The organism is Tessaracoccus flavus (assembly GCF_001997295.1).
GTDB classification, from domain to species: Bacteria; Actinomycetota; Actinomycetes; order Propionibacteriales; family Propionibacteriaceae; genus Arachnia; species Arachnia flava.
Genome location: NZ_CP019605.1, coordinates 1,858,724 through 1,883,138, shown reverse-complemented (window position 1 = coordinate 1,883,138; position 24,415 = coordinate 1,858,724). Strand labels below are relative to the sequence as shown.

The 24,415-nt window shown below is 68.1% G+C and carries 21 protein-coding genes; 18 read left to right on the top strand and 3 right to left on the bottom strand.

From position 1 onward, the window contains the following. Together RPIT_RS08680 and RPIT_RS08675 are read left to right on the top strand one after the other, a co-directional pair. Entirely contained in the window at positions 1–1,956 is a 1,956-nt protein-coding gene (locus tag RPIT_RS08680) for a TIGR03960 family B12-binding radical SAM protein (RefSeq protein WP_077342366.1), read from the top strand. Beyond that, positions 1,953–2,264: an acylphosphatase gene (locus RPIT_RS08675; protein ID WP_077342364.1), complete on the top strand. Its 312-nt coding sequence runs from the start codon at positions 1,953–1,955 to the stop codon at positions 2,262–2,264. Before RPIT_RS08680 ends, RPIT_RS08675 begins: the two co-directional genes overlap by 4 nt. 21 nt (positions 2,265–2,285) lie before the next feature. Here the strand turns inward: RPIT_RS08675 and RPIT_RS08670 are convergent, their stop codons facing one another. Continuing rightward, positions 2,286–3,047, bottom strand: coding sequence for an alpha/beta fold hydrolase (locus RPIT_RS08670; RefSeq protein ID WP_077342362.1), 762 nt, complete (start codon positions 3,045–3,047; stop codon positions 2,286–2,288). Between the two features lie 62 nt (positions 3,048–3,109). Between RPIT_RS08670 and RPIT_RS08665 the strand changes: the two genes are divergently transcribed. Further along, positions 3,110–4,609, top strand: a complete 1,500-nt coding sequence (locus RPIT_RS08665) for a DUF1846 domain-containing protein (RefSeq protein ID WP_077342360.1) — start codon at positions 3,110–3,112, stop codon at positions 4,607–4,609. A gap of 308 nt (positions 4,610–4,917) precedes the next feature. Here RPIT_RS08665 and RPIT_RS08660 read toward each other — a convergent pair whose 3' ends face one another. Then, positions 4,918–6,102, bottom strand: coding sequence for a CynX/NimT family MFS transporter (locus RPIT_RS08660; RefSeq protein WP_162274524.1), 1,185 nt, complete (start codon positions 6,100–6,102; stop codon positions 4,918–4,920). Positions 6,103–6,225: 123 nt separating this feature from the next. Here RPIT_RS08660 and RPIT_RS08655 point away from each other — a divergent pair, with 123 nt between their 5' ends. From RPIT_RS08655 to RPIT_RS08640, 4 genes are all read left to right on the top strand, one after another. Then, positions 6,226–6,924, top strand: a complete 699-nt coding sequence (locus RPIT_RS08655; RefSeq protein ID WP_077342356.1) for a TIGR03936 family radical SAM-associated protein — start codon at positions 6,226–6,228, stop codon at positions 6,922–6,924. Between the two features lie 551 nt (positions 6,925–7,475). Then, positions 7,476–10,175, top strand: a complete 2,700-nt coding sequence (locus RPIT_RS08650; protein ID WP_418361383.1) for a translation initiation factor IF-2 N-terminal domain-containing protein — start codon at positions 7,476–7,478, stop codon at positions 10,173–10,175. Between the two features lie 93 nt (positions 10,176–10,268). Next, positions 10,269–10,454, top strand: a complete 186-nt coding sequence (gene rpmB, locus RPIT_RS08645; protein ID WP_077342352.1) for a 50S ribosomal protein L28 — start codon at positions 10,269–10,271, stop codon at positions 10,452–10,454. A 414-nt stretch (positions 10,455–10,868) separates the two neighbouring features. Then, on the top strand, positions 10,869–11,636 hold the full coding sequence (locus tag RPIT_RS08640) for a response regulator transcription factor (RefSeq protein ID WP_077342350.1): 768 nt from the start codon (positions 10,869–10,871) through the stop codon (positions 11,634–11,636). On the opposite strand, the gene RPIT_RS08635 is transcribed toward RPIT_RS08640, so the two are convergent. Next, positions 11,618–12,037, bottom strand: a complete 420-nt coding sequence (locus RPIT_RS08635; protein ID WP_077342348.1) for a hypothetical protein — start codon at positions 12,035–12,037, stop codon at positions 11,618–11,620. The two genes, RPIT_RS08640 and RPIT_RS08635, sit on opposite strands and share 19 nt — an antisense overlap. Positions 12,038–12,154: 117 nt before the next feature. Here RPIT_RS08635 and RPIT_RS08630 point away from each other — a divergent pair, with 117 nt between their 5' ends. The 11 genes from RPIT_RS08630 to RPIT_RS08580 all read left to right on the top strand — a co-directional run bounded on the left by RPIT_RS08630 (position 12,155) and on the right by RPIT_RS08580 (position 24,403). Further along, entirely contained in the window at positions 12,155–14,404 is a 2,250-nt protein-coding gene (locus RPIT_RS08630; protein ID WP_077342346.1) for an ATP-dependent DNA helicase RecG, read from the top strand. Further along, positions 14,401–14,976, top strand: a complete 576-nt coding sequence (gene rsmD / locus RPIT_RS08625) for a 16S rRNA (guanine(966)-N(2))-methyltransferase RsmD (RefSeq protein ID WP_077342343.1) — start codon at positions 14,401–14,403, stop codon at positions 14,974–14,976. Before RPIT_RS08630 ends, rsmD begins: the two co-directional genes overlap by 4 nt. A gap of 8 nt (positions 14,977–14,984) precedes the next feature. After that, entirely contained in the window at positions 14,985–15,479 is a 495-nt protein-coding gene (gene coaD, locus RPIT_RS08620; protein ID WP_077342341.1) for a pantetheine-phosphate adenylyltransferase, read from the top strand. Positions 15,480–15,603: 124 nt separating this feature from the next. Further along, on the top strand, positions 15,604–16,152 hold the full coding sequence (locus RPIT_RS08615; RefSeq protein ID WP_077342339.1) for a YceD family protein: 549 nt from the start codon (positions 15,604–15,606) through the stop codon (positions 16,150–16,152). Positions 16,153–16,196: 44 nt separating this feature from the next. After that, complete coding sequence (rpmF, locus tag RPIT_RS08610) at positions 16,197–16,388, top strand: 50S ribosomal protein L32 (protein WP_077342337.1); 192 nt, start codon at positions 16,197–16,199, stop codon at positions 16,386–16,388. Between the two features lie 26 nt (positions 16,389–16,414). Next, a complete protein-coding gene (rnc, locus tag RPIT_RS08605) occupies positions 16,415–17,104 on the top strand; it encodes a ribonuclease III (RefSeq protein WP_226996238.1) in 690 nt (229 codons plus the stop codon). Continuing rightward, positions 17,088–17,927 carry a bifunctional DNA-formamidopyrimidine glycosylase/DNA-(apurinic or apyrimidinic site) lyase gene (gene mutM, locus RPIT_RS08600; RefSeq protein WP_077342335.1) on the top strand — a complete coding sequence of 280 codons (840 nt, stop codon included), beginning with the start codon at positions 17,088–17,090 and terminating at the stop codon, positions 17,925–17,927. The genes rnc and mutM overlap by 17 nt, the downstream gene beginning before the upstream one ends. Next, complete coding sequence (locus RPIT_RS08595) at positions 17,924–18,484, top strand: GtrA family protein (protein ID WP_077342333.1); 561 nt, start codon at positions 17,924–17,926, stop codon at positions 18,482–18,484. Before mutM ends, RPIT_RS08595 begins: the two co-directional genes overlap by 4 nt. Before the next feature lie 2 nt (positions 18,485–18,486). Then, the gene (smc, locus tag RPIT_RS08590; protein WP_077342331.1) at positions 18,487–22,017 is read left to right on the top strand and encodes a chromosome segregation protein SMC; all 3,531 of its coding nucleotides are present in this window, start codon (positions 18,487–18,489) and stop codon (positions 22,015–22,017) included. 487 nt (positions 22,018–22,504) lie between these two features. Next, complete coding sequence (gene ftsY / locus RPIT_RS08585; RefSeq protein WP_077342329.1) at positions 22,505–23,638, top strand: signal recognition particle-docking protein FtsY; 1,134 nt, start codon at positions 22,505–22,507, stop codon at positions 23,636–23,638. 180 nt (positions 23,639–23,818) lie between these two features. Then, on the top strand, positions 23,819–24,403 hold the full coding sequence (locus RPIT_RS08580; protein ID WP_237267826.1) for an ATP-binding cassette domain-containing protein: 585 nt from the start codon (positions 23,819–23,821) through the stop codon (positions 24,401–24,403). Positions 24,404–24,415: the final 12 nt, after the last annotated feature.

Sequence of the window (24,415 nt, the reverse complement as noted above, 5' to 3'; positions counted from 1 at the left end):
ATGACTACCACGCACGCGCTACCCGCCCACTCGGTCTTCCCGCTGCTCGAGCCGCTGCTCGCGCAGGTCAGCAAGCCGATCCAGTACGTCGGCGGCGAGCACAACTCCGTCGTCAAGGACTGGGACTCCACCGAGGTCCGCTGGTGCCTGTCGTACCCCGACGCGTACGAGGTCGGGCAGCCGAACCAGGGCGTGGCGATCCTGTACGAGATCCTCAACGAGCGCGACTGGATCCTCGCGGAGCGCACCTACTCGATCTGGCCCGACATGGAGGCCAAGATGCGCGAGGCGGCGGTGCCCCAGTTCACGCTCGACGCCCACCGTCCCGTGGGGCTCTTCGACGTGCTGGGGGTGTCCTTCTCCACCGAGCTGGGCTACACGAACCTGCTCAACCTGCTGGACCTGTCAGGCCTGACCCTGCACGCCTCTGCCCGCAGCGAAGACGAGCCCATCGTCGTCGCGGGTGGCCACGCGGCGTTCAACCCTGAGCCCATCGCGGACTTCATCGACGTCGCAGTTCTGGGCGACGGGGAAGAGGCGTCGCTGCTCATCTCCGAGATCATCCGGGAATGGAAGGCCGAGGGGCGACCCGACGGTCGCGACGGCCTGCTGATGCGTCTGGCGATGACCGGCGCCTTCTATGTGCCCCGGTTCTATGACGTGGACTACCTCGACGACGGCCGCATTCAGCGCGTCGCCCCCAACCGGCCGGGTGTGCCGCACCAGGTGCGCAAGCACACGCTCATGGACCTCGACCAGTGGCCCTACCCGAAGAAGCCCATCGTCCCGATGGCCGAGACCGTGCACGAGCGCTACTCCGTCGAGATCTTCCGCGGCTGCACGCGCGGTTGCCGGTTCTGCCAGGCGGGCATGATCACGCGCCCGGTCCGGGAGCGAAACATCGAGACGATCGGCGCGATGGTCCAGGGCGGGCTGAAATCCACGGGGCTCGAGGAGATAGGCCTGCTGTCGCTGTCGTCGGCGGATCACTCCGAGATCGCGGAGGTCACCAAACAGCTGGCTGACCGGTACGAGGGCACCAACGTGTCCCTGTCGCTGCCGTCGACCCGCGTGGACGCGTTCAACATCGATCTCGCCAACGAGCTGAGCCGCAACGGGCGTCGCTCGGGGTTGACGTTCGCCCCCGAGGGTGGCTCCGAGCGGATGCGCAAGGTCATCAACAAGATGGTGACCGAGGACGACCTCATCAACACCGTCGCGGCGGCCTTCTCGTCGGGCTGGCGCCAGGTCAAGCTGTATTTCATGTGCGGGCTGCCGACCGAGACCGACGATGACGTGCTGGCGATCGCGCAGCTGGCCTCGCGGGTGATCGAGACCGGCCGTCAGGCCTCTGGGACACGCGACATCCGGTGCACCGTCTCCATCGGAGGGTTTGTGCCCAAGCCGCACACGCCCTTCCAGTGGGCGGCCCAGGCGAGCGCGGACACCATCGACCACCGGCTCATGCTGCTCAAGGACACCATCAAGCAGGACCGCCACTACGGCAAGGCGATCGGTCTGCGCTACCACGACGGGAAGCCAGGCATCATCGAGGGGCTCCTGTCCCGCGGCGATCGTCGGGTCGGCCGGATCATCGAACGCGTGTGGCGTGAGGGTGGCAAGTTCGACGGCTGGAGCGAGCACTTCAGCTACGAGCGCTGGACGACCGCCGCCAACGAGGAGCTCGCGCACTTCGGGATCGACCTCGACTGGTTCACCACCCGGGAGCGCGGGTACGAGGAGGTCCTTCCCTGGGATCACCTCGACGCAGGTCTGGACCGCGACTGGCTGTGGGAGGACTGGCAGGATGCGCTCGACGAGCGCGAGGTCGAGGACTGCCGTTGGACGCCGTGCTTCGACTGCGGAGTGTGTCCTCAGATGGACACGGCGATCCAGATCGGCCCCACAGGCAGGGTGCTGCTGCCGTTGACGGTGGTGAAACCGGACCTGGCATGACCGGTCATGCGGCGCCGGAGGGAAGAGCCCCGGGGTCCAGGGTTGCCAGAGAGGCCGTGGTCTCCGGCCGCGTTCAGGGTGTCGGATTCCGCTGGTCGGCGCGTGCTCAGGCCGAGCGCCTCGGTGTGTCGGGCCATGTCCGCAACCTCGCCGATGGGCGGGTCGAGGCGCAGTTCGAGGGCGATGCAGACGCCGTCGCGGCCTTCGAGGGGTGGCTCCGACACGGTCCGTCAGCGGCCCAAGTCGACCGGGTTGTGGCGGCCGACCGGGAGGTGACAGGAGCCCGGGGCTTCCGGATAGAGAGGTGAGCTCTCCAGGGCACTGGGCCGTCAGGGTCGGTGCTGCTCCAGGAATCGATCCACCACCGCGTGGAAGGCGGCGGGAGCGTCGCGCCTCACGCAGTGTCCGGCGTCGGGCACCTCGATCACGCTGACCAGCGGGTTGGCGATGAGTGACGCGTCCGGCAGCATCTCGCCGCCCACCGGCCCGACGATGAGCGTCGGTACCCGCAGGCCGTCGAACATCGTCTCCCATGCCGCATCACCGAGATACAACCCGTGGGCCAGGTAGCCACGGTCCACGCGTGCTTTCGCGGGGGCCCACGCCGCCAGCTCCGACTCGCTCCAAGGCGTCTCGGCACGCATCCGGGTGACCTCGGCTTCCGGATCCGCGGTGACGGCCTCGACGAACTCCAGTTGCCCTCGTGAGAAGGTTCGCGACGGGCGGTTCCGACCGCTGGGCTTGGCGGGATCCTCGAGGACCAGGGCCCGCACCAACTCGGGGTGCGACTGCGCCGACCTCGCGGCGACGAGCCCACCCAGCGAGTGCCCGACGACGATGGCGGGCTGGGCGAGTCCGCTCAGGACCTTGGACAGGTCGTCACGGAGGATGGCGGGGGAGTCGCCGTACTGATCCTCCGTGAATCGAGGGGACCGGCCGTGGCCGCGCTGATCGATCGAGATGATCTGCCACGTGTCGCGCCAGCGCTCGACCGCGTCGGGCCAACAGGTGCCGTCGTCGGTCAGCCCGTGGACCAGGACCAACGGGGGAGCGTCGGGGTTGCCATACCTGTGGACGTGGAGGTCGCTCATGGGTGTTCAATCTAATCCCCCACGAACGGGCCGGGCGCCGAACCGGGATAAGGTGGGCACCCGTGGGTGAACAACGCAAGATCGGCTTTGACCGCGACAAGTACCTAGCCCTCCAGTCCCAGCACATCGACGAGCGCCGCAAGCGCTTCGGCGGGAAGCTCTACCTGGAGTTCGGGGGAAAGCTCTTCGACGATCACCACGCCGCACGGGTGCTCCCCGGGTTCACGCCCGACAACAAGATCCAGATGCTACGCACAATCGCCGACGAGGTAGAGGTGGTCATCGCGATCAGTGCCCACGACCTGGCGAGCAACAAGGTCCGCGCCGACCTCGGCATTCCCTACGACTCGGACGTGTTGCGGCTCATCGACGAGTTCCGTTCCTACGGACTCTATGTCGGCAGCGTCGTCATCACCCAGATGACCGATGAGCACCGCCAGGCCCGCGCGTTCAAGCGCAAGCTCGAGCGCCTGGGCCTGAAGGTCTACCGTCACTATCCGATCAAGGGTTACCCCAACGACGTCGCGTTGATCGTCAGCGATCAGGGCTACGGCCGCAACGACTACATTGAGACGAGCCGCGACCTTGTCGTGGTGACCGCCCCCGGTCCGGGCAGCGGAAAGATGGCGACCTGCTTGTCCCAGCTCTACCACGACCACAGGCGGGGCATCCCGTCCGGCTACGCGAAGTACGAAACCTTCCCGATCTGGAACCTCCCGCTCGATCACCCGGTCAACCTGGCCTATGAGGCTGCGACGGCCGACCTCGACGACGTCAACATGATCGATCCGTATCACCTCGCCGCGTACGGCGAGCAGGTGGTCAACTACAACCGCGACGTCGAGATCTTCCCGGTGCTCAACCTGCTGTTCGAGCGACTGTTCGGATCGTCTCCCTACCGTTCCCCCACTGACATGGGGGTGAACATGGCCGGGGTCTGCATCTCCGACGACGAGGTGTGCAGGGAGGCGTCGAAGCAGGAGGTCATTCGCCGCTACTACAAGGCACTCGTCGAGGAGCGGCGCGACGAACTCGAGCCCACCCAGAGCAGCCGCATGGCGCTGACGATGAGCCAACTGGGCATCACGAAGGAAGACCGTCCGGTGGTCGGGCCAGCTCTTGCCGTCGAGGGGAAGACGAAAGCGCCCGCGGCGGCCATCCAGTTGGCGGACGGTCGCATCGTCACCGGCAAGACATCGCCGCTGCTCGGCGCGTCGTCGGCGATGCTGCTGGACGCTCTCAAGAGTCTGGCCGGCATCGACGACGCCGTGAGGCTGCTGGATCCCGAGACCATCGAACCCATCCAGACGCTCAAGACCACCCACCTGGGCAGCGCGAACCCGCGTCTGCACACCGACGAGGTGCTCATCGCGCTGTCGGTGAGTGCCCGCTTCGACGAGAACGCTCGGCGTGCCCTCGCCGAGCTCCGGCACCTGCGCGGCTGCGACGTCCACACCACCGTGATCCTCGGCCCTGTGGACGAGGCCATCTTCCGCAACCTCGGGGTGCAGGTGACGAGTGAACCGGTCTACCAGACCAAGAAGCTCTACCGGAAGCGCTGACCCCGATCCCTGAGCTTGTCGCCCCGATCCCTGAGCTTGTCACCCCGATCCCTGAGCTTGTCACCCCGATCCCTGAGCTTGTCGAAGGGTTACGGACGTGACGACGATCGCGCCGGATGGTCGGGAAGGCTCGATCATCCTCAGAGTCTCGTCGACCGGGTAGAAGCCCGCTCGACGGAGGGTCTCAGCCTGACGCGACGCTTAGAGGTGCCGTCGAGCGGTCCTCCAGACGGTTGAGGGTGATGGAACAGGCCCGATGACTACTCAACAGACGGGCCCTGGCCAGCTCAGGCGACGACGGGCAGGGATCAGGCCGGGAGTTGATCCTCGACCACCTGCGGCCGGCAGGCGTAGAGACCTGCGATGACCATGGGGACCGTGAGGCTGAGTTGCACGCTGATCGGCACCGTCCAGCCTCCTGTCACCGTGTGGAGGAGACCGAACGACAGCGGACCCAGCGACGCCAACGAGTAGCCCACCGATTGCGCGAAGCCGCTCAGCGCCGCCGTCGCCGTGGGAGTGCGGGCCCGGGTGCCGAAGAGGGCGAGCAGCAGCGGGAACGAGGCCGTGCCCAGCGCCAGCAACAGCGCCCACAGCGCAGGGAATCCGAGCGGATCCAGCATCAATCCGAGGTAGCCCGCGGCGAGGCACGCCACGATCGACAGGAACAGAATGCTGGGGTTGCGGGTCCGCGCCACGTAGGCAGGGATGAGGAAGGAGGGGATGATGCCCACCCCGGTGGCGATACCCAGCATGAGCCCGGCGTTGACCTCATCCATTCCAGCCGAGCGGTAGACCGACGGCAACCACCCGAAGATCGTGTACGCCTGGGCGGACTGGCAGCCGAACATGATCGCCAGCGCCCAGCCGAGTTTCGTCCGGGCGATCATGCGGAGGCTCACGTGACGGATGTCCCCGTGGTGTGGGGCCGGTCGATGCCGAGCCAGCGGCAGCCAGCACGCGAGGGCCACAGCGGCCGCGATCACGCCGGCCGTGAGCGAGGCCCGCCAGCCCCCCAACGCGTGCGCCAGAGGAACGGTCACCGAGCTGGCCAGCGTGACGCCGATCGTCATCGTCAGGGAGTAGAGCGCAGTCGCTAGGCCCACTCGATGGGGGTAGTGCTCCCGCACCAGGCTCGGCAGCAGGACGTTGGCCACCGCCATGCCCCCCAGCGCGAGGACCGACAGTCCGAGGAAGGCCACGCTGGAGGACGTCAGCAGTCGGGCGGCCTGGCCCAGGACGAGGGCGGCCAGGCTGAGCGCTATCGCAGTGTGGGCGCCGACGCGGCGCGCAAACCCAGGGGCCAGTGCCCCGAAGGCCGCGAAGCAGAGTGTTGGAAGCGACGTGAGCAGCCCCGCAGAGGTCCCGCTGAGGCCGATATCGCGCGAGATCTCCTGGAGCACCGGTCCGACGGACACGGCCACGGGCCTCAGGTTGAACGCGAGAGTGAGTAGCGCGACAAGCGGCCACCATCGCCGCAGAGCAACAAGCATCCGCCGCCGCCTTTCCTCAACCGCGCAAACCATACGCCAAAGGCGCTGGGGACGGCTCCGGCCGCTCCAACGACGGGGATCGGCGGCGGCGACCCGGCGCAGAGCCATCAGTAGACTCGCGCCGTGGGAAACAGACAGCCGCCCGTCCAGCAAGCGCCGCCTGCGCAGAAGCTCCGTCTCCGCTATGCCAAGCGCGGACCGGGCCGATTCACCTCGCACCGCGATTTCGGACGCGCACTCGAACGCGCTCTCCGGCGCGCGGAGATTCCCATGGCCTACTCGTCCGGGTTCTCGCCCCACCCTCGCATCTCCTACGCCAACGCCTCGCCGACGTCGGCCGCCTCCGAGGCCGAGTACGTGGAGCTGGGCCTGGCCGAGGTCTGCGACCCGGCGAAGGTGATGGGGGCCCTGAACGAGGTCCTGCCGCAGGGCTTCGTCGTGCTCGACGTGGCCGAGGCGCGCAAGGAGAGCCTGGGCGACCTGCTGGAGGCGTCGGACTGGATCATCTCGCTGCCCGGCGCGCCCGCAGGGGTGCTCGCCTCAGCAGTGAGCGCCCTGCTCGCCGCGGATGACTACACGGTGGAGCGCATGACCAAGAGCGGCATGAGGTCCTTCGATGTACGCAGCGCCATCCTGAGCCTTGACTGTGCGGACGACGAGACGCTCAGGCTCCGCGCGCGGCACCAGACGCCGCTGGTCCGACCCGATGACGTGGTCACCGCACTGCGCGGCATCGACGACCGCGTCCCGTCTCTGCCGCTGCTCACCAGGCTGGCACAGGGACCACTTACGGATGGGGAGATCGGCGACCCGCTGCGCTGACGCGCAGTGGAAAATGCGCGCGTTGTTGGCAAGATGTGCGAGAATAACGCTCAGGTCACGGCACCGCCGGTGCCACCCCTGGGGCAGTGAATCTGCACCGCGGCAAGTCTGCCGCGACTGTTCGCGCCACGGGAGGACCACAGTCTTAGTGCACAGCACGTCTGTGCCTGTCCGCGCATCAGCGCGTAAGGAGCCGCATGCTCGACAACGACACCACTGGCCCTGCCAGCGAGTCCGAATCCACCACCCCCACCCCGCGCCGTCGGCGACGGGCCGCCTCGCGCCCCGCAGGCGCTCCAGCACCCGTCACGGCGCCCGCGCAGTCCAGCCCCGCCGTGGACACCCAGACCGCCTCCGCTCCCGAGGAGCCACCCGCTCCCGCTGCCGAGGCGCCCGCCGCCCAGCCTGCGGCTGAGGTGCAGCCCGCCCCCTCCGAACAGTCTGAGAGCCCCGACCAGCAGGGCGAGAGCCCGGATCTGACCCCCAAGCGCCGTCGAGCCTCGACGCGGGCGGCGGGGGAGACCGACGGCCGCCGTCGACGGGTCAAGCAGGTGGACGGGACCACCCAGACAGCCGATGAGCCTGCCGAAAGAGCCCAACAGCCCCAACAGCCCGAGCAGACCGAGCAGGCCGCGGCCCCAGCTCAGGAGACCCCCAAGTCCCCGGAGAGCCCGAGCCCGCGCGCAAAGTCGATGCGGGTGCATCTCCTCGCCAAGGAGTTCGGGATCCCGAGCCGAGAACTGATCGCCAAGCTCAATGAGCTGGGCGAAGAGGTGCGGAGCGCCTCCGCCGTCCTCAAGGCACCCGTCGTCGAGCGAGTGCGTGCCGCGATGGCCGAGCCGACGTCGGAGCAGGAGCCGGAGGAGACCACCGCCGCGCCCGAGGAAGCCCAGGAGACGCCCGCGGCGCAAACCTCGGACACCCGGGCCGAGGACGCTCCTGCCCAGGAAGCCCCCAGCCAGGAAGCTGCAGCCCAAGAAGCTCCCGCTGAGCAGACCACGGAGGCGCAGCCGCGCCGACGTCGCCGGGCGGCGTCGCGACCCGCCGGTGCGCCGGCCCCTGTTCCCGAGGCGCTGGCCTCCCCATTCGCCCCGTCGACACCGGTCCAGTCGGAGCCCGCAGCCGATGTGGCGCCCGCCCAGCCGACGCCTGATCGGGACAGCGGGTCGACCGATGCGGAACCGCCGCAGGAGCGGCGCGCACAGGGTGAACAGCGTTCGCGCCGTCGCCGGGCTACGCGTCCCGCAGCCGCTCCCGAGCCCAGCGGCGAGGAGTCGGGTGACGACATCGCCGCCGCCCTCCGCGCCGCGGAGGAGGCAGCCGGCGCCCGTCGAGGCAACAAGGACGACAACCGCGACGATCCGTCCCGCGAGGAGCGCCTGGCTGCTCTCGCCGGTGCCATCGCCGGCACCGACGATGAAGAGTCCCGCCCCGACCAGCGCTCGGAGGACACGGACCGACCGGACGAGGATGACGACGAGAGCGATGAGTCGAGTGAGTCGGATTCGGCTGACGACGACCGTCCCAACCGTCGCCGTCGCCGCCGTGGCGGTCGCCGTCGTCGTCGGGGAGGCCGCGATGACGCCTCCGACGACGAGTCGGACGACTCGGACTCCGACTCCGACGAGTCCGACGACTCCAACGACGGCGAAACAGAGCAGAAGCGCGACGACAGCAGTGACGCCGAGCCAGAGTCCGACGACGACAACGGCGATGGTGATTCGGGCTCGACCCGCCGTCGTCGCCGTCGCCGGCGTCGCGAGAACGACGACTCGTCGTCGTCCTCCTCCGGCGATGAGGTAACCGGGATCGAGGGCTCCACCCGCATGGAGGCCAAGCGCCAGCGGCGCAAGGAATCCCGTGCCGCTGGTCGGCGCAGGGCGCCCATCCTGAGCGAGGCTGAATTCCTGGCCCGCCGTGAGTCCGTGGATCGCAAGCTGGTCATCCGCCAGTCGGAGGAGTACACGCAGCTCGCGGTCATCGAGGACAACATCCTCGTCGAGCACTACGTCGATAAGGCGTCGGCGGCATCGCTGATCGGCAACATCTACGTCGGCAAGGTGCAGAACGTGCTGCCGAGCATGGAGGCCGCGTTCATTGACATCGGCCGCGGCCGCAACGCCGTGCTCTACGCCGGTGAGGTGGACTGGGCCTCGTTCGGCGCCACGGGCGAGAACCGCAAGGTCGAGAACGTCCTGAAGTCTGGCCAGAGCGTGCTCGTCCAGGTGACCAAGGATCCGGTCGGCGCCAAGGGCGCCCGCCTCACCAGCCACATCTCGCTGCCCGGGCGCTACATCGTCTACTCGCCCGGTGGCCACCTGAGCGGAATCTCCCGCAAGCTCCCCGACGCCGAGCGCAACCGTCTGCGAAACGTGCTGGGCGGGCTGATCTCCGACGACGAGAGCGTCATCGTGCGCACCGCCGCGGAGGGCGCGAGCGAAGAGGAGCTGGTACGCGACGTCAACCGTCTCAAGGCTCAGTGGGAGATCATCGAGAAGAAATCGAAGACCGGCGGGGCGCCGCAGGCGCTCTACTCGGAGCCCGACCTGACGCTGCGAATCGTCCGCGATCTCTTCACCGAGGATTTCGCGTCGCTGGTGGTCCAGGGCGACGGTGGTCCCGAGGACGCCTACGACGCCATCTCGGCCTACGTGTCCCACGTGGCACCGCATCTCGCCGAACGGCTCGTCCGGTTCGAGCCACGTGAGGACGGGCGCGACGCCTTCGCCGAGTACAAGATCGACGACCAGATCGCCAAGGCTCTCGATCGCAAGGTGTTCCTGCCGTCCGGAGGCTCGTTGGTCATCGACCGCACCGAGGCGATGACCGTCATCGACGTCAACACGGGCAGGTTCACGGGCTCGGGTGGCAACCTCGAGGCCACGGTCACGAGCAACAACCTGGAGGCGGCCGAGGAGATCGTCCGACAGCTCAGGCTGCGCGATATCGGCGGGATCATCGTGATCGACTTCATCGACATGGTGCTGCCGAGCAACCGTGAGCTGCTGCTCAGGCGCCTGGTGGAGTGCCTCGGCCGCGACCGGACCCGCCACCAGGTGGCCGAGGTGACGAGCCTCGGGTTGGTCCAGCTGACGCGGAAGAAGATCGGGACCGGCCTCGCGGAAGCCTTCACGGAGCAGTGCGAGCACTGCAACGGTTTGGGCTACCAGCGCTTCGAGGAGCCTGTGGATTCGCAGGCACCCTCGGACGGTGGGGAGCGCAAGTCCTCCTCCCGCCGCCGTCGCAAGTGACCGGTTTGGTCAATCCCGCCGTCGCGGGTTAACATTGTGCGGTTGCCCGCTGCGGCGGGCAACCGCAATCGTAAATGAAACAAGGAGATTCCAGTGGCTGCCAAGTGTGATGTTTGCGCCAAGGGACCCGGCTTCGGTCACAACGTGCCCTGGTCGAAGAAGAAGACCAACCGTCGCTGGAACCCCAACATTCAGCGCGTGCGTGCCACCATCAACGGTGCCCCGCAACGCGTCAACGTGTGCACCTCCTGCCTCAAGGCTGGCAAGGTCTCGCGCTGACGAGAGATTCGTCCCGGAAACGGCGGCCCGCTCAGGCGGGCCGCCGTTTTCTTTTGCTCGACTCCTGATCGCCGCCGGCCGCAACGCCAACGGATTGCCGGAGACGCCAAGCGGCAATCCCGAACGCCGCCGAGACTCAGCGACGCCCGCGAGATCTCACGGGCGTCGCTGAGTCTCGCGGGCGGCACCGGAGGTCGGTTGGCGGTTCGTGTCCCAGGTTGGCGTTGGCTCCTGCCCGTTGGCGTCGCGGGGGGTTCGCGTTGGCGCCTCTCAGCCTTACCCGTTGGCGCCGCTCCTGCACCGGCTCGCGTCCAGCGGGAGATCGGTGGAGGCCTCGGGGCACCGGGCGATAACTCAAAGGCCATTGACTACGCCAGAACGCTCGTGTGAAGCTTGGCGCTTCTAGGAGGAGCGATGAAGCTGTCCGAGTGGTCGATGGTTGCAGCGGAGGTGCTCAACGAACCGTCTCCCCGACAGGCGCGGGTGCTCTTGGCCCACGCGCTGCTGAGGGGCTTCGGGGCACAGCAGGTGGCGCGGGTGCGCGTCGACGACGACGGCACGGCCAACTGGTACCTCGCAGGCGACGACGTCCCCCCGCCCGAGGCACTACCAACGGGGGCCGACGTCGAACGTCACCCCCTGCACCGGTTCCACGTGGGTGCCGGGGTCCGGACGCCGTCGCTGCTGACCGACGCGCTGGCGCAGGGATGGCGCTTCGAGCCGGACACCTGGGCGCTGATCGAACGCCTTCACCTGACCCTGCATCAGTTCTCGCTGCCCATCGAGTGGGGACGTCACTATGACGGATGGGTGCTGGTCTCCGACGAAGGATTCCACGCCCGGGCCGTCTCGATGGGAGAGCACCTGCAGGCTCTGATCGTCGGCCTTGACCGCCACATCCGCCTGCTGGCCGCCGCGGGCACCGAGGACGGGTCCGCGGTCGGCCTGACGGCCCGCGAGACTGTCGTCCTGCACCTCATGGCGCGGGGGCTGACGGCGACGTCCATCGGGGCGCGCCTGCGCATCTCTCCGCGGACCGTGCACAAGCATCAGGAACGCCTCTACCGAAAGCTGGGGGCGGTCGACAGGCTGTCTGCAGTGCTCCGCGCGCAGGAAGCCGGGGCGCTGCCCCCACAACACCCCGGCCCCCTGTCTGTCGAGGGCTACTCGAGCCCCTCCTGACACTCGGCGAGGTAACCGAAGAGAGCTCGGCCGAGGAGGTCGAAGTCAGCATCGGTCAGGTAGCTGTAGGGCTGTGGCGCTTTCCCCTTAGCGTAGGCGCCTGATCCTGTGACGGCCTTCCCGTGGATGAGCGGCTCCTGCGTGAGGTTCCGTTCCTTCATGAAGTCCGCCACCGCCTTGTCCGCGGCCCAGCCGCACACGTCCTGCAGCTCCTCGGGGATGAGGAATTGGCGGCCCATCTGACTGAGCGGGATCCAGGCGGTGCCGCCGGCGCGGTGATGGTGGTAGGCGGCGTCTGCCCACTCATTCTTGTAGCAGTGGTGAGCGGACGCGCTGCCAGCGGTTGCGACGATGATCCCGGCGGCGATGGCGCCCGCGATCGTGATTCTGGATAGGTGCATTGTCTTTCCCCCTTGTCAGACAGTGTGCCCCTGTGTGCACAGGCTCAACTGTTGCCGATCGCGACTGTGGGGTAAATACGCAGTGGTGCGTACCTGTCGGCGGCAGTGGGTAGGGTCATGGGCATGGCTTGGCGCTCACCGATCTACCGCGAACTCGGCCGCCGTCTCGTCGATGTCGTGGGTGGGAAGACCGCGAAGGAGTTCGAGAAGCTCGGCATCACCAGCGTCGACGATCTGGTGCGGCACGTCCCGCGTCGCTACATCGCAGGGTCCGAGAAATCCGACTTCACCGACCTCAAAGTGGGCGAAGACGCCGCCGTCGTGGCAGAGGTGCGCTACGCCGACTCAGCCCAGTCGGGAGGGCAGCTGCGCGTCAACGCCGTCATCACCGACGGCACCCACAACATGAGCATCACGCTGTTCGCGCCTCGCATCAAGGACCAGCGCAGCCGGCCGCGCGCCGAGGGCATGGTGCGTTACTGGCTGGGGCAGCTCCAGAAGGGGCGCCGTGGAATCTTCGTCGGCCGGGTGGGCGTGTTCCGCGACGAGATTCAGCTCTCGCACCCCGACTTCGTCATGTTGGACGGAGCTGAGTTGTCAGGTCAGGCGCGCACCGACCGCCAGCGCAGCAGGGCCGCGATGGGGCGCGCGGTGCAGCGGGATTCACTCGTCGGGCTGTATCCCGCTCACTCCAAGCTTCCGACCTGGGTGATCGCCGAATCCATCCAGATGGTGCTGCCCAATCTCAGCGGCGACACCCTGCCGGACTGGGTCGTGGACAGCGCGGGGGTGCTGCCCTTCGAGGAGGCGCTGACGGCCGTCCATGAGCCGACCGACCGTCGGCAGGCCACGGTCGGCATCCAGCGGCTGCGGTTCGACGAGGCGTTCGGCATCCAACTCGCGATGGCCCGCCGGCGCCGCGAACTGGCTGCCGAACCTGCCACGCCGCGCCCGCGTCGCGCCGATGGGCTGCTCGCCGCCTTCGACGGCACTCTGCCGTTCGTCCTGACCGCCGGGCAGCTCGAGGTGGGGGAGCGGATCTTCCGGGATCTGGCGGCAGAGACTCCTATGCATCGGCTCCTCCAGGGCGAGGTTGGGTCGGGCAAGACGCTGGTGGCCCTGCGTGCGATGCTCGCGGTGGTCGACGCGGGGGGCCAGGCCGTGCTGCTGGCTCCGACGGACGTGCTGGCGCGGCAGCACTACCTCACGATTTCGGGTCTGCTCGGAGAACTGGGGCAGGGCCGTCAACTGGGAGCCCACCCGGACGCCACCGGGGTGGTGCTCCTGACCGGCAGCCGGTCGGCGGCGGGCAAGCGGGAGGCGCTCGCCAGCATCGCCAGCGGCGATGCCGGCATCGTCATCGGCACGCACGCCCTGCTGAGCGACCCCGTCGCCTTCTTCGACCTCGGCCTCGTCGTGGTCGACGAACAGCACCGCTTCGGCGTCGAACAGCGGGCGGCGCTCGCCGCCAAGGCTGAACGGAAACCGCACACGCTCGTCATGACGGCCACCCCGATCCCGCGATCCATCGCCATGACGGTCTTCGGCGATCTGGAGGTCAGCGAACTGCGTGAGCGCCCCGCCGGGAGGGCCGCGGTCCAGACGGTGTTCGTCAACACCTCAACCCACCCGAGCTGGGTGGACCGGGCCTGGGAGCGAATCCGGGAGGAGGTGGCGGCTGGTCGGCAGGCGTTCGTCGTCTGCCCCGCAATCTCCGGCAAGCAGGTGGAGGGCGCCGCGGCGGCCGACGATGCGCAGCGGTCGCTGACCGCCGTCGAGGATCTGCTTCCCGAGCTCGAGGGCGGGCCATTGGCGGGGCTACGGTTGGGCGCGGTCCACGGACGGCAGGCCGCGGCGGATCGAGACGCGACCATGGCGGCCTTCGCGGCGGGCAGCCTCGACGTGCTTGTGGCCACCACCGTCATCGAGGTGGGCGTCGACGTGCCCAACGCGTCGGTGATGGTCGTAATGGACGCCGACCGCTACGGCCTGTCCCAGCTCCACCAGTTGCGCGGCCGTATCGGCCGCGGAGGTCACTCGGGCCTGTGTCTGCTCCTGGCCCCCGTCACCGACAACACCGATGCTGAGATCCGGCTGACCACCATGACCACGTCCAACGACGGGTTCGAACTGGCGGAGCTCGACCTTCGGCTGCGCCGCGAGGGCGACGTGCTGGGGGCCGCCCAGTCGGGCGCCGGCAGCCTGAAGCTCCTGCGCGCGCTCGACGACAAAGACCTCATTCTGAGCGCGAAGAAGCTCGCCGACCGGGTGATCGACGACGAGCGCTCCGCCAGCGATCCTCTGCTGGCGGACCTGCTCGCGAAGGCCGAGGAGATGGCGGCCGGAGATTGGATGGAGAAATCGTGACCAGGATCATCGCCGGCGCCGCCAAGGGGCGGCGGCTCACCACGCCGAAGTCGGACCTCACCCGACCCACCACGGACCGCACGCGCGAGGCGCTGTTCTCCGCGCTGACGAGTTGGTTCGATTCCGCCGACGCCGAGGCCCACCGCCAGCTCGAGGGGGTCGCGGTGCTTGACCTGTACGCCGGGTCGGGGGCGGTGGGACTCGAAGCCGCCAGCCGAGGCGCTGGCCCGGTGCTGCTCGTCGAACACGACCGGCCGACGGCTAGGCTCATTCAGACCAACGCGAAGTCGACCGGGTTGTCGGTGGAGGTGCGAGCGGCGAAGGCCGAGGCTGTGGCCGCGGAACCGGGGGATGCCTTCGACTTCATCTTCCTGGACCCGCCCTACGGGGCCTCGACCGACGTCGTGGACACGCTGCTCATGTCCTTGGCCGAGGGTCGGCTGGCACCCCGCGGACTGGTGGTGGTGGAACGCTCGTCCCGCGACCGGGCGCCGGCGTGGCCCGCCGCCTACACGGAGGTGTGGGATCGCCGCTACGGTGAGACCACGCTCCACTTCGGAGCGGTGGAGTAGGAGCGTCCATGAAGGTGTTGTGCCCAGGGTCCTTTGACCCGATCACCGTCGGCCACCTCGACATCATCGAGCGCGCTCACGCGTTGTTCGGCCAGGTGGTCATCGCGATCGGCAACAACTCCCAGAAGAAGTACATGTTCAGCTTCGACGAACGGGTGGAACTTGTCCGGGGCGCCACCAGGGACCTCCCTGGGGTCACGGTGGAGCCGATGACCGGTCTGCTCGTCGACTTCTGCCACGCGCGCGGGATTCCCGCCGTCGTCAAGGGGTTGCGCTTCGGGGCCGACTTCGACTTCGAGCTCCAGATGGCCCACATGAACCGCGACATGGGCGAGATCGAGACGGTCCTGCTTCCCGCGGCCAAGGATCAGGTCACGTTGTCGTCGACGATCATCCGCCAGGTCATCAACCTCGGCGGCGACGTCACTGAGTACGTCCCCGCCAACGTCCTGGCAGCCGTCGCCGCCCGCAGGGAGTCCGAGAGGAACGCCTCCCGTCCGTGACGCCGACCGCGAGCGCGGTGTGCCCGTCGGACTCACCCGACGATTTGGGAAGCGCGCGTGGCACCGGGTAAAGTTGGCGGTCGGTCATGACGAGGTCATGGACGGCTTACGAAGGGATTCCGACGTGTCACCCGTGCATCACCAGCCAGATCGCCGCTCGCCTCTTGTTTTCGAGATGCACGAGTTGGCGCGCCAGGCGGGAACGATGAAGCAGGTGACGACGACGGTGCCTGCGCCAGCCGACCTTGGCAACGAAGTGATCGGGGTACCACAGGATTCCGACATCGAGCTTGATCTCAGGTTCGAAGCGGTGACCGAAGGCGTCCTGGTGACGGGAACAGCAACCGTGCAACTGCGCGGCCAATGCGCCCGCTGCCTGGACGACATCGAGGACGAGGAGTCCTTCGATGTGCAGGAGCTGTACTTCTATCCCGGCAGGGAGATCGAAGACGACGAGGCTCAGATTGTCGAAGAGATGATCGATCTCGACGAGGCACTGCGCGACGCTGTGGTGCTCGAGTTGCCGTTCACGCCACTGTGCGAGGAAGATTGTCTGGGGCTCTGCCCCCAATGCGGGTTCAACCGCAACGACGATCCCGACCACACCCACGAGCAGCAGATCGACCCGCGTTGGTCGAAGCTGAGCGGGCTGACCGGGGACACCCAGGACTGAAGGCAGGCCCCACCTAGGGCCTGTTGTTATGAAGGAGAAGACCAATGGCCGTTCCGAAGCGGAAGATGTCGCGCAGCAACACCCGTTCGCGCCGTGCGCAGTGGAAGACGACCGTCGTCCCCACCGTCGTGTGCGCGAACCCCGCCTGCCGTGAGCCGCACCTGCAGCACACCGCTTGCCCGAGCTGCGGCCAGTACGGCCCGCGCGGCGCACGCCGCCAGGTCGTCGAGGCCTGAGCCGCACTCAGCCCGCGGGTAGCGGGGTGAGCAGGCTAACCGAGCAACTGGAACAGCTGGGCATCGAAGTCGATGCCCAGCTGTTCGAGTTGTCTTTTACGCACCGTAGCTATGCGTACGAGAACGGTGGCGTCCCGTCCAACGAGCGGTTGGAGTTCCTCGGCGATGCCGTCTTGCAGATCGTCGTCACCGAACACATCTTCCGCACCTACCCGGATCTGGCGGAGGGACAACTGGCGAAGCTTCGTGCCAGCGTCGTCAGCGCGGTCGCGCTCGCCGAGGTGGCCCGCAGCCTCGATCTGGGCAGCCTCCTTCTGCTCGGCAAGGGCGAGTTGACCACCGGAGGCCGCGACAAGACCTCCATCCTCGCCGACACCTTCGAGGCCGTGATCGGAGCCATCCACCTGAGCTGTGGACCAGACGCCTCATCCCGGTTCATCCACGCGCTCTTCGACCCGCTCATCGCGTCGGCGGAGCACCGGGGCGACTACACCGATCACAAGACGGCGCTGCAGGAGATCTGCGCCCAGCGCGGATGGTCACCGCCGCGTTACGAGATCACCGGCACCGGCCCCGACCACCAACGGGTGTTCACCGCGACCGTCGTCCTGGATGAACGACCGTTCGGATCAGGTTCCGCGCCCAGCAAGAAGCAGGCCGAGCAGATCGCCGCCCGTGCGGCCTTCCGGGAGCTCAGCGGTGCCGGAACTCCCTGAGGTCGAGGTCGTCCGTCGCGGACTCGCCGCCCACACCGTGGGTCGCCGGATCGAGCGGGTCACGGTCCTGCATCCACGCCCGGTCCGCAGCCACCCAGCCGGACCGGACGGATTCGTCGCCGACCTCGCCGGGAGGGCGGTCGACGACGTCCGACGCCGAGGCAAGTACCTCTGGTTGGCGCTCGGCGACGACGCCCTCGTTGTCCATCTGGGCATGAGCGGACAGTTCCGGCTGGGCCACGCCACCGACGATCTGGTCCGCAACACCAGAGTGCTGTTCGACCTCGACGACGGACGTCAGCTGAGGTTCGTGGACCAACGTATGTTCGGCGGATTGCAGTATTCCCCGGGTACCGCCGCGTGTCCGGTACCGCACATCGCGCTCGACCCCTTCGATCCTGAGTTTGACGAGCGTGCCGTCGCCGCCCGGCTGCGCACCCGCCGTACCGGAGTCAAGCGCGCGTTGCTCGACCAGTCACTCGTCTCGGGCATCGGCAACATCTACGCGGACGAGTCGCTGTGGCGGACCCGCGTCCATTACGAGCATCCGTCCGACGAACTCGGGCCGCGGAAGGCCGTCGAGCTGATCCGCACAGCGCGCGACGTCATGGATGAGGCGCTGCAACAGGGGGGAACGTCCTTCGACTCCCTCTACGTCAACGTCAACGGCGAGTCCGGCTACTTCGGACGGGCGCTGACGGCCTATGGTCGGGAGGGTGAGCCATGCCAGCGTTGCGGCACCCCGATTGTTCGTCGTGCCTTCATGAACCGGAGCAGCTTCCTGTGCCCCCGTTGTCAGCGCCTCCCTGGGCGACGCGGATGAGGGCGCTCTTCGACCGCTACGGCAAGACGCTCGGCCAGTTCATCAAGTTCGCCTTCGTCGGCGGGTCCGGAGTGCTGGTCAACATGCTGGTGCTGGTGATCATGAACAAGCTCAACGGCGGTTCGCAGAACGCCCAGAACATCATCTGGTCCATTCCCAACACGCCCTACAACGTCCGGTTCACCGCCATCGGCTGGATCGTGCCATTCCTCGTCGCCAACCTCTGGAACTTTCAGCTCAACCGCTGGTGGACCTTCAAGTCGAGCAAGCACGCGGGCTGGTGGCGCGAGTTCTGGCCGTTCCTCGCCGTCGGTTCGGTGGCCGCCGCCGTGGGTCTGGCACTCAAGCTGCTGATGACGAATCCAACAAGTCCGCTGTATCTGCCGGAGCCCTATTTCAACGAGGCCCGGGGACTCCAATCGCGCGAGTACTGGTCGCAGCTCATCGCGATCATGCTGACGCTGCCGATCAATTTCCTCGTCAACAAGTTCTGGACGTTCCGCGCCATCCGGGGACGCAGGCTCACAGCGTCCGTTCCGCCCGGGGTGGCCGGTTAGCCATGTACCTCAAGCAGTTGACGCTGCGCGGCTTCAAGTCCTTCGCCTCGGCCACGACGCTGATCTTCGAGCCGGGTATCACCTGTGTCGTCGGGCCCAACGGGTCGGGCAAATCGAACGTCGTCGATGCGCTGAGCTGGGTGATGGGGGAGCAGGGCGCGAAATCCCTTCGGGGCGGTAAGATGGAAGACGTCATCTTCGCCGGCACCGCGAAGCGTGCGCCTCTCGGCCGCGCCGAGGTGGAGCTGACGATCGACAATTCCGACGGCGCTCTGCCGATCGAGTACGCGGAAGTGACGATCACCCGCACCATGTTCCGCAGCGGGGGATCCGAGTACGCCATCAACGGAAGCCCTGCCCGTCTGCTCGACGTCCAAGAGCTGCTGAGCGACTCCGGGATCGGGCGCGAGATGCACGTCATCGTCGGCCAGGGTCAGCTCGACGCCATCCTGCAAGCCACACCGGAGTCCCGACGTGGCTTCATCGAGGAGGCGGCCGGGGTACTCAAGCACCGCAAGCGAAAAGAGAAGGCGCTGCGGAAGCTCGAGGCCACCAAGGCGAACCTCGAGCGTCTGGGCGACCTGGTGGGGGAGCTGCAGCGCCAGCTCAAGCCGCTGGGACGCCAGGCTCAGGCTGCCCGCAAGGCGGCCGTGATCCAGGCCGAGCTGCGCGATGCCAAGGCACGCCTACTCGCCGACGACCTGGCCGCAGCCCAGGCCAAGCTGGCCGCGGAACTGGCCGACGAGGCCGCCGCGCTGGAGCTGCGTGGGCGCGCGGAACGAGCCGTCGAAGAAGCACTGGCCGCAGAAGAGGCCGCCGAACGTAGGCTGCGTGCCGCGTCCGCCGAGTTCAATGCGGCCCAGGAGCAGTGGTACGCCCTCGCGGCTCTCCGTGAGCGGGTGACCACGACGATGTCGATCTCCGCCGAGCGGATGCGCGCCGGGGACAACCAGCCGGTTCTCGATGTGGGCGGACGCGACCCCGAGGCGCTCGAGGCGGAGGCGGCCACCATTCGCGCCCGCGAGCAGGAGCTGCGTCGCGACGTGGAGGCGGCGAACGCAGCCCTCACCGACGCGTCCCTGCGTCGAAGCGGTGCCGAGCAGGCGCATTCGGCGGCGGAACAGGCCTACAGCGCTGCGCTGCGGGCCATCGCGGATCGCCGCGAGGGGCTGGCCCGCCTCACCGGGCGCGTCAACTCGATCAGGTCGCGCCTCGAGGCGTCCGACGAGGAGATCCAGAGACTCGGGGCGCGGCGTGACGAAGCTCTCGCGAGGGCGGAGGAGTCCGCGCGCCGGTACCACCAGACCGAGTCGTCGCTGGCAGGGCTGGGCGCCTCGGAATCCGACCTGGACGAGGATTACGAGAAGGCCGCCGCCCTCGTCGAAACGCTGGAGGCCGACGCCGCACAGCTGAGGCACCGCGAGGCTGAGATCGGCCGACGTCGCGCAGGCCTTGAGGCCCGGGTCGAGGCGTTGCGGCTGCTCACCGAGCGTCGAGACGGCTCTGCGGATCTGCTCGACCGCGGCGATGCCCTGGGGCGCCTCGGCGACCTGATCTCGGTGGAGCCCGGGTGGGAGGCCGCCGTGTCAGCTGCGCTGCGGGGTATGGCGGAAGCCGTCGTCGTACAGGGCCTCGACGGCGCCGTCGACGCCACCAGGTTCCTGGCGGACGGAGAACGAGGGCGCGCTCCGCTGGTGATCGCGGGGACTCCTGCGGCGGAGACGCCGGACTTCCCGCCCGCGTCGGTGCGCGGACTCGTCGACGGACCTCCGTCCATCAGCGGCGCTCTCGACGCCCTGCTGGCCGGTGCCGTCGCGGTCGAGACGGCCGACGATGCGGTCAGTGCGGTGAGTAGCGACCCCAGTCTGCTTGCGGTCACCCGCGCCGGGGACCTGTACTCCGCGTGGATGGCTGAGGGCGGCTCGGCAGCGCAACCGTCGCTGCTGGAAGTGCATGCGGAGTTGGCGGAAGCGGAACGCGCGCTGGCGGAGGCCGGGCACGAGCTCGACCAGCTGAAGTTCGCCGCCGAGCAGGTGCGCGGCTCGCTGGAGGAAGCGACCCGGGCTGAGGAGACGGCGCTCGCCCAGCTTCATGACTCCGACGCCCAACTCGCCGCGGTCGCCGAGCAGCTCAACTCCTTCCGGCAGGGCCAAGCCTCCGCCACCAGAGAGGCCGAGCGGCTGGCCGAGGCCATGGACGCGGCTCGCGCGGCACGCACGCGCGACGAGGAGCAGCTGGAGGAGCTTACGGCCCGACTCGCAGCCGCCTCGGCCGAGGGAGACCTGGAGGAGCCCGATCCCGCTGAACGCGACGCCAAGGCGGGAGAAGCGAGGAGGGCACGTCAGGCCGAGATGGACGCGCGGCTGGCCCTGCGCACCGCGGAGGAACAGGTCAAGGCGATCGCCGGCCGAGCCGACTCCCTACAGCGAGCCGCCGCCAGCGAGCGCCAGTCCCGGGCGAAGGCGCGGGCGCGGGCCGAGCAGCTAAGGCGCGAGGCTGACGTCGCACGCGTAGTGAACACCGCGGCCCAGACGCTGGCCGAGTACGTGGAGGCCGCGCGGCAACGGGCAGCGGCTCAGCGGGACGCCGCTGAGCAGGCGCGCCGTACGGCTGAGTCGGGCACCACCCAGGCCCGGCATGCGACCAAGGCAGCCTCCGCCCGGCTCGACGAGATCGTCCGCGGCGCCCATCGCGACGAGATGGTGCGGATCGAGCACAAGATGCGCATCGAGCAGCTCAGCGACAAGGCGCTGAGCGAACTCGGGCTCGAACCCGACCAGCTTGTGGCCGAGTACGGCCCCGACCAGCCGGTGCCTGTGATCACGAGGCCGGACGGCACAGCGCTCACCGACGACGACCAACCCGAGCCCGTCCCCTATGACCGGGAGAAGCAGACCAGCCGACTCCGGGCGGCCGAGCGCAACCTCGCCGTTCTGGGGCGGGTCAACCCCCTCGCCCTCGAGGAGTTCGAGGCGATGACGGCACGGCATCAGTTCCTGGCCGAACAACTCGATGACCTGAAACAGACCCGTGCAGACCTCATCGAGATCGTCGACCAGGTGGACAAGCGGGTTCAGGAGGTGTTCGAGGCGGCGTACCGGGACGTTGAGAAGAGCTTCCACGAGGTTTTCGCCCGCCTCTTCCCCGGCGGTGAGGGTCGGCTGGTGCTGACCGAGCCCGGTGATTGGCTGACGACCGGCGTCGACGTCGAGGCCCGGCCCGCGGGGAAGCAGATCAAGCGGCTGTCGCTGCTCTCGGGCGGTGAGCGGTCGCTCGTGGCGGTGGCCTTCCTCGTCTCGCTGTTCATCGCGCGTCCGAGCCCGTTCTACATTCTCGATGAGGTGGAGGCCGCCCTCGACGACGCCAACCTCGGCCGCCTTCTCGGCATCTACGAGGAACTGCGCGCCTCCTCCCAGCTGCTCATCATCACCCACCAGAAGCGCACGATGGAGATCGCCGACTCGCTCTACGGGGTCAGCATGCGCGGCGACGGCATCTCGACCGTGGTGAGCCAGCGCCTTCACACCGACTGATCTTCTGCAAGGTCCCTGAGCTTGTCCTTCGGTGGTCCCTGAGCTTGTCGTCCGTGGTCCCTGAGCTTGTCGAAGGGTTACGGCCGTGGCCGTGGTCGCCGCCCTTGTGGTCGGGGGAGGTGGTGGGTGGCGGGGTCGTGACCCTTCGACGGACGTTCCTCGCGCTGAGCGCTCGTCACTGCTCAGGGGTCAAGGTCCCTGAGCTTGTCGTCCGTGGTCCCTGAGCTTGTCGAAGGGTTACGGCCGTGGCCGTGGTCGCTGCCCTTGTGGTCGGGGGCGGCGGGAGGGTGCGGGGTCGTTACCCTTCGACGGACGTTCCTCGCGCTGAGCGCTCGTCACTGCTCAGGGACCGCCCTTCGACGGACGCTCGCTCGTTCCTCGCGAGCTGCTCAGGGACCACCCTTCGACGGACGTCCCTCAGAATCCCGCCGCTGGGTCGACCGTAACCGCTGTGAGGGCTTCGCTTCAGCATCGCTAGGATGACCGCGTGGATTGGTTGTTCTGGGTCATCATCGCCGTCATCGGTGCCGCGATCGTCATCGCCGGCGTCGTCGTATACGCCGACGGCCGTCGGCAGCGACTCGAGGGGGCGGAGAAGCAGGAGCTCGAGCAGCCCCCGACCGAGGAACCGCCCGCTGAGCGTGCCGAGGAACCCGTCGCGGATCGTGCGCCGGGACCGCGCCTGGACGAGCCCGAGGCGCCATCGAACAGATTGGCCCGCCTCCGGCGCCGGCTCTCGGGGAGCAACAACGCACTGGCCCGCGCTCTTGCTGACCTGCTTTCGGTCGACCGCATTGACGCGGACACCTGGGACGACTTCGAGACCACGCTCATCACCTCCGACTTGGGCGTCGGCCCCACGACCGAGCTCACCGACGCGTTGCGCCGCCGGCTCGCCGTCGACGGTGTCGCTGATCCCGCGCAGGCGCGCCAGGTGCTGCACGAGGAGCTCCTGAAGCTGGTTGATCCCACGCTCGACCGTTCGCTCAACCTCACGCCGACCCGCGACGGCGACCCTGCCGTCGTCCTCGTGGTGGGCGTCAACGGCACTGGGAAGACCACCACCGTCGGGAAGCTGGCCAGGGTGCTCGTAGCCGAGGGACGCAGCGTCGTGCTGGGTGCCGCGGACACGTTCCGCGCGGCGGCGGCCGAACAACTGACGACCTGGGGCGAGCGGGTCGGTGTCGAGACCGTTCGCGGCGAGGAGGGCGCCGACCCGGCCTCAGTCGCGTTCGAAGCCGTGGCGAAGGGTGCCGCAGAGGGCACCGATGTTGTCATCGTCGACACCGCCGGACGCCTGCACACCAAGACCGGTCTGATGGACGAGCTCGGCAAGGTCAAGCGCGTCATCGAGAAGAAGGCACCGGTGAGCGAGGTGCTCCTCGTCCTCGACGCGACGACGGGGCAAAACGGCATGACCCAGGCACGCATCTTCGCCGAGGTGGTCGACGTCACCGGCATCGTGCTGACCAAGCTCGACGGCTCCGCCAAGGGCGGCATCGTCATCCAGGTGCAGCGCGAGCTGGGCGTCCCCGTGAAGCTGGTCGGCCTCGGGGAGGGAGTCGACGATCTGGCACCGTTCGAGGCCGAGGGCTTCGTCCAGGGCATCCTCGGGGAGTAGGAACTCAATGCTGGCGTAGGCGCCAGCCACCGACGACCAGCAGCAGGGCTGCCAGTGCGAGGAGATACACCAAGGACAGGGTCGGGGGCCAGGGAGGCGTAACCGTCTCATAGACGCTGACGCCACTGAAGTGCCAGCATCGTGGGGAAGTCCGGATCTGGCAAGTCAACCCTGGGCAGGGTGCTCTGCGGCCTGATCGAGCCAACCGAAGGCGAGATTCGCTACGAGGGCCTTGCGAAGGTCGACTACAGCCGAGAGCACTTCTACAGCCACGTCGGCTACGTTCCGCAAGAAGTGCACCTCCTCAACCGGACCATCCTCGAGAACATCACTATGAGCAGCACGGAACTGGGGGAGGATGACGCCCGTCGCGCTGCCACCGAGGCCATGGTGGGCGCCGACATCCAGGCGCTGCCCATGGGTTACCAGACGCTCGTCGCTGAGATGGGTGGCAACTTTTCAGGTGGCCAACGGCAGCGAATCGCGCTGGCGCGTGCCCTCGTCCGACAGCCGAAGGTGCTGGTGCTCGACGAAGCGACCAGCTCCTTGGACACACACAACGAATCGCGTATCGCGTCGATGCTGCGGGAGAAGTCCTGCACCGTCATCGTCATCGCGCACCGCATGTCCACGGTGGTCGATGCGGATCGAATCTACGTGATGGAGGATGGCGAAATCATGGAGAGCGGTTCGCACGACGAGTTGCTGATGTCAGGTCCTCGCTACCGGGATCTGTTCGCATCCTCGCTCGCGGTTCGTCACTAACCCGACGGCCAA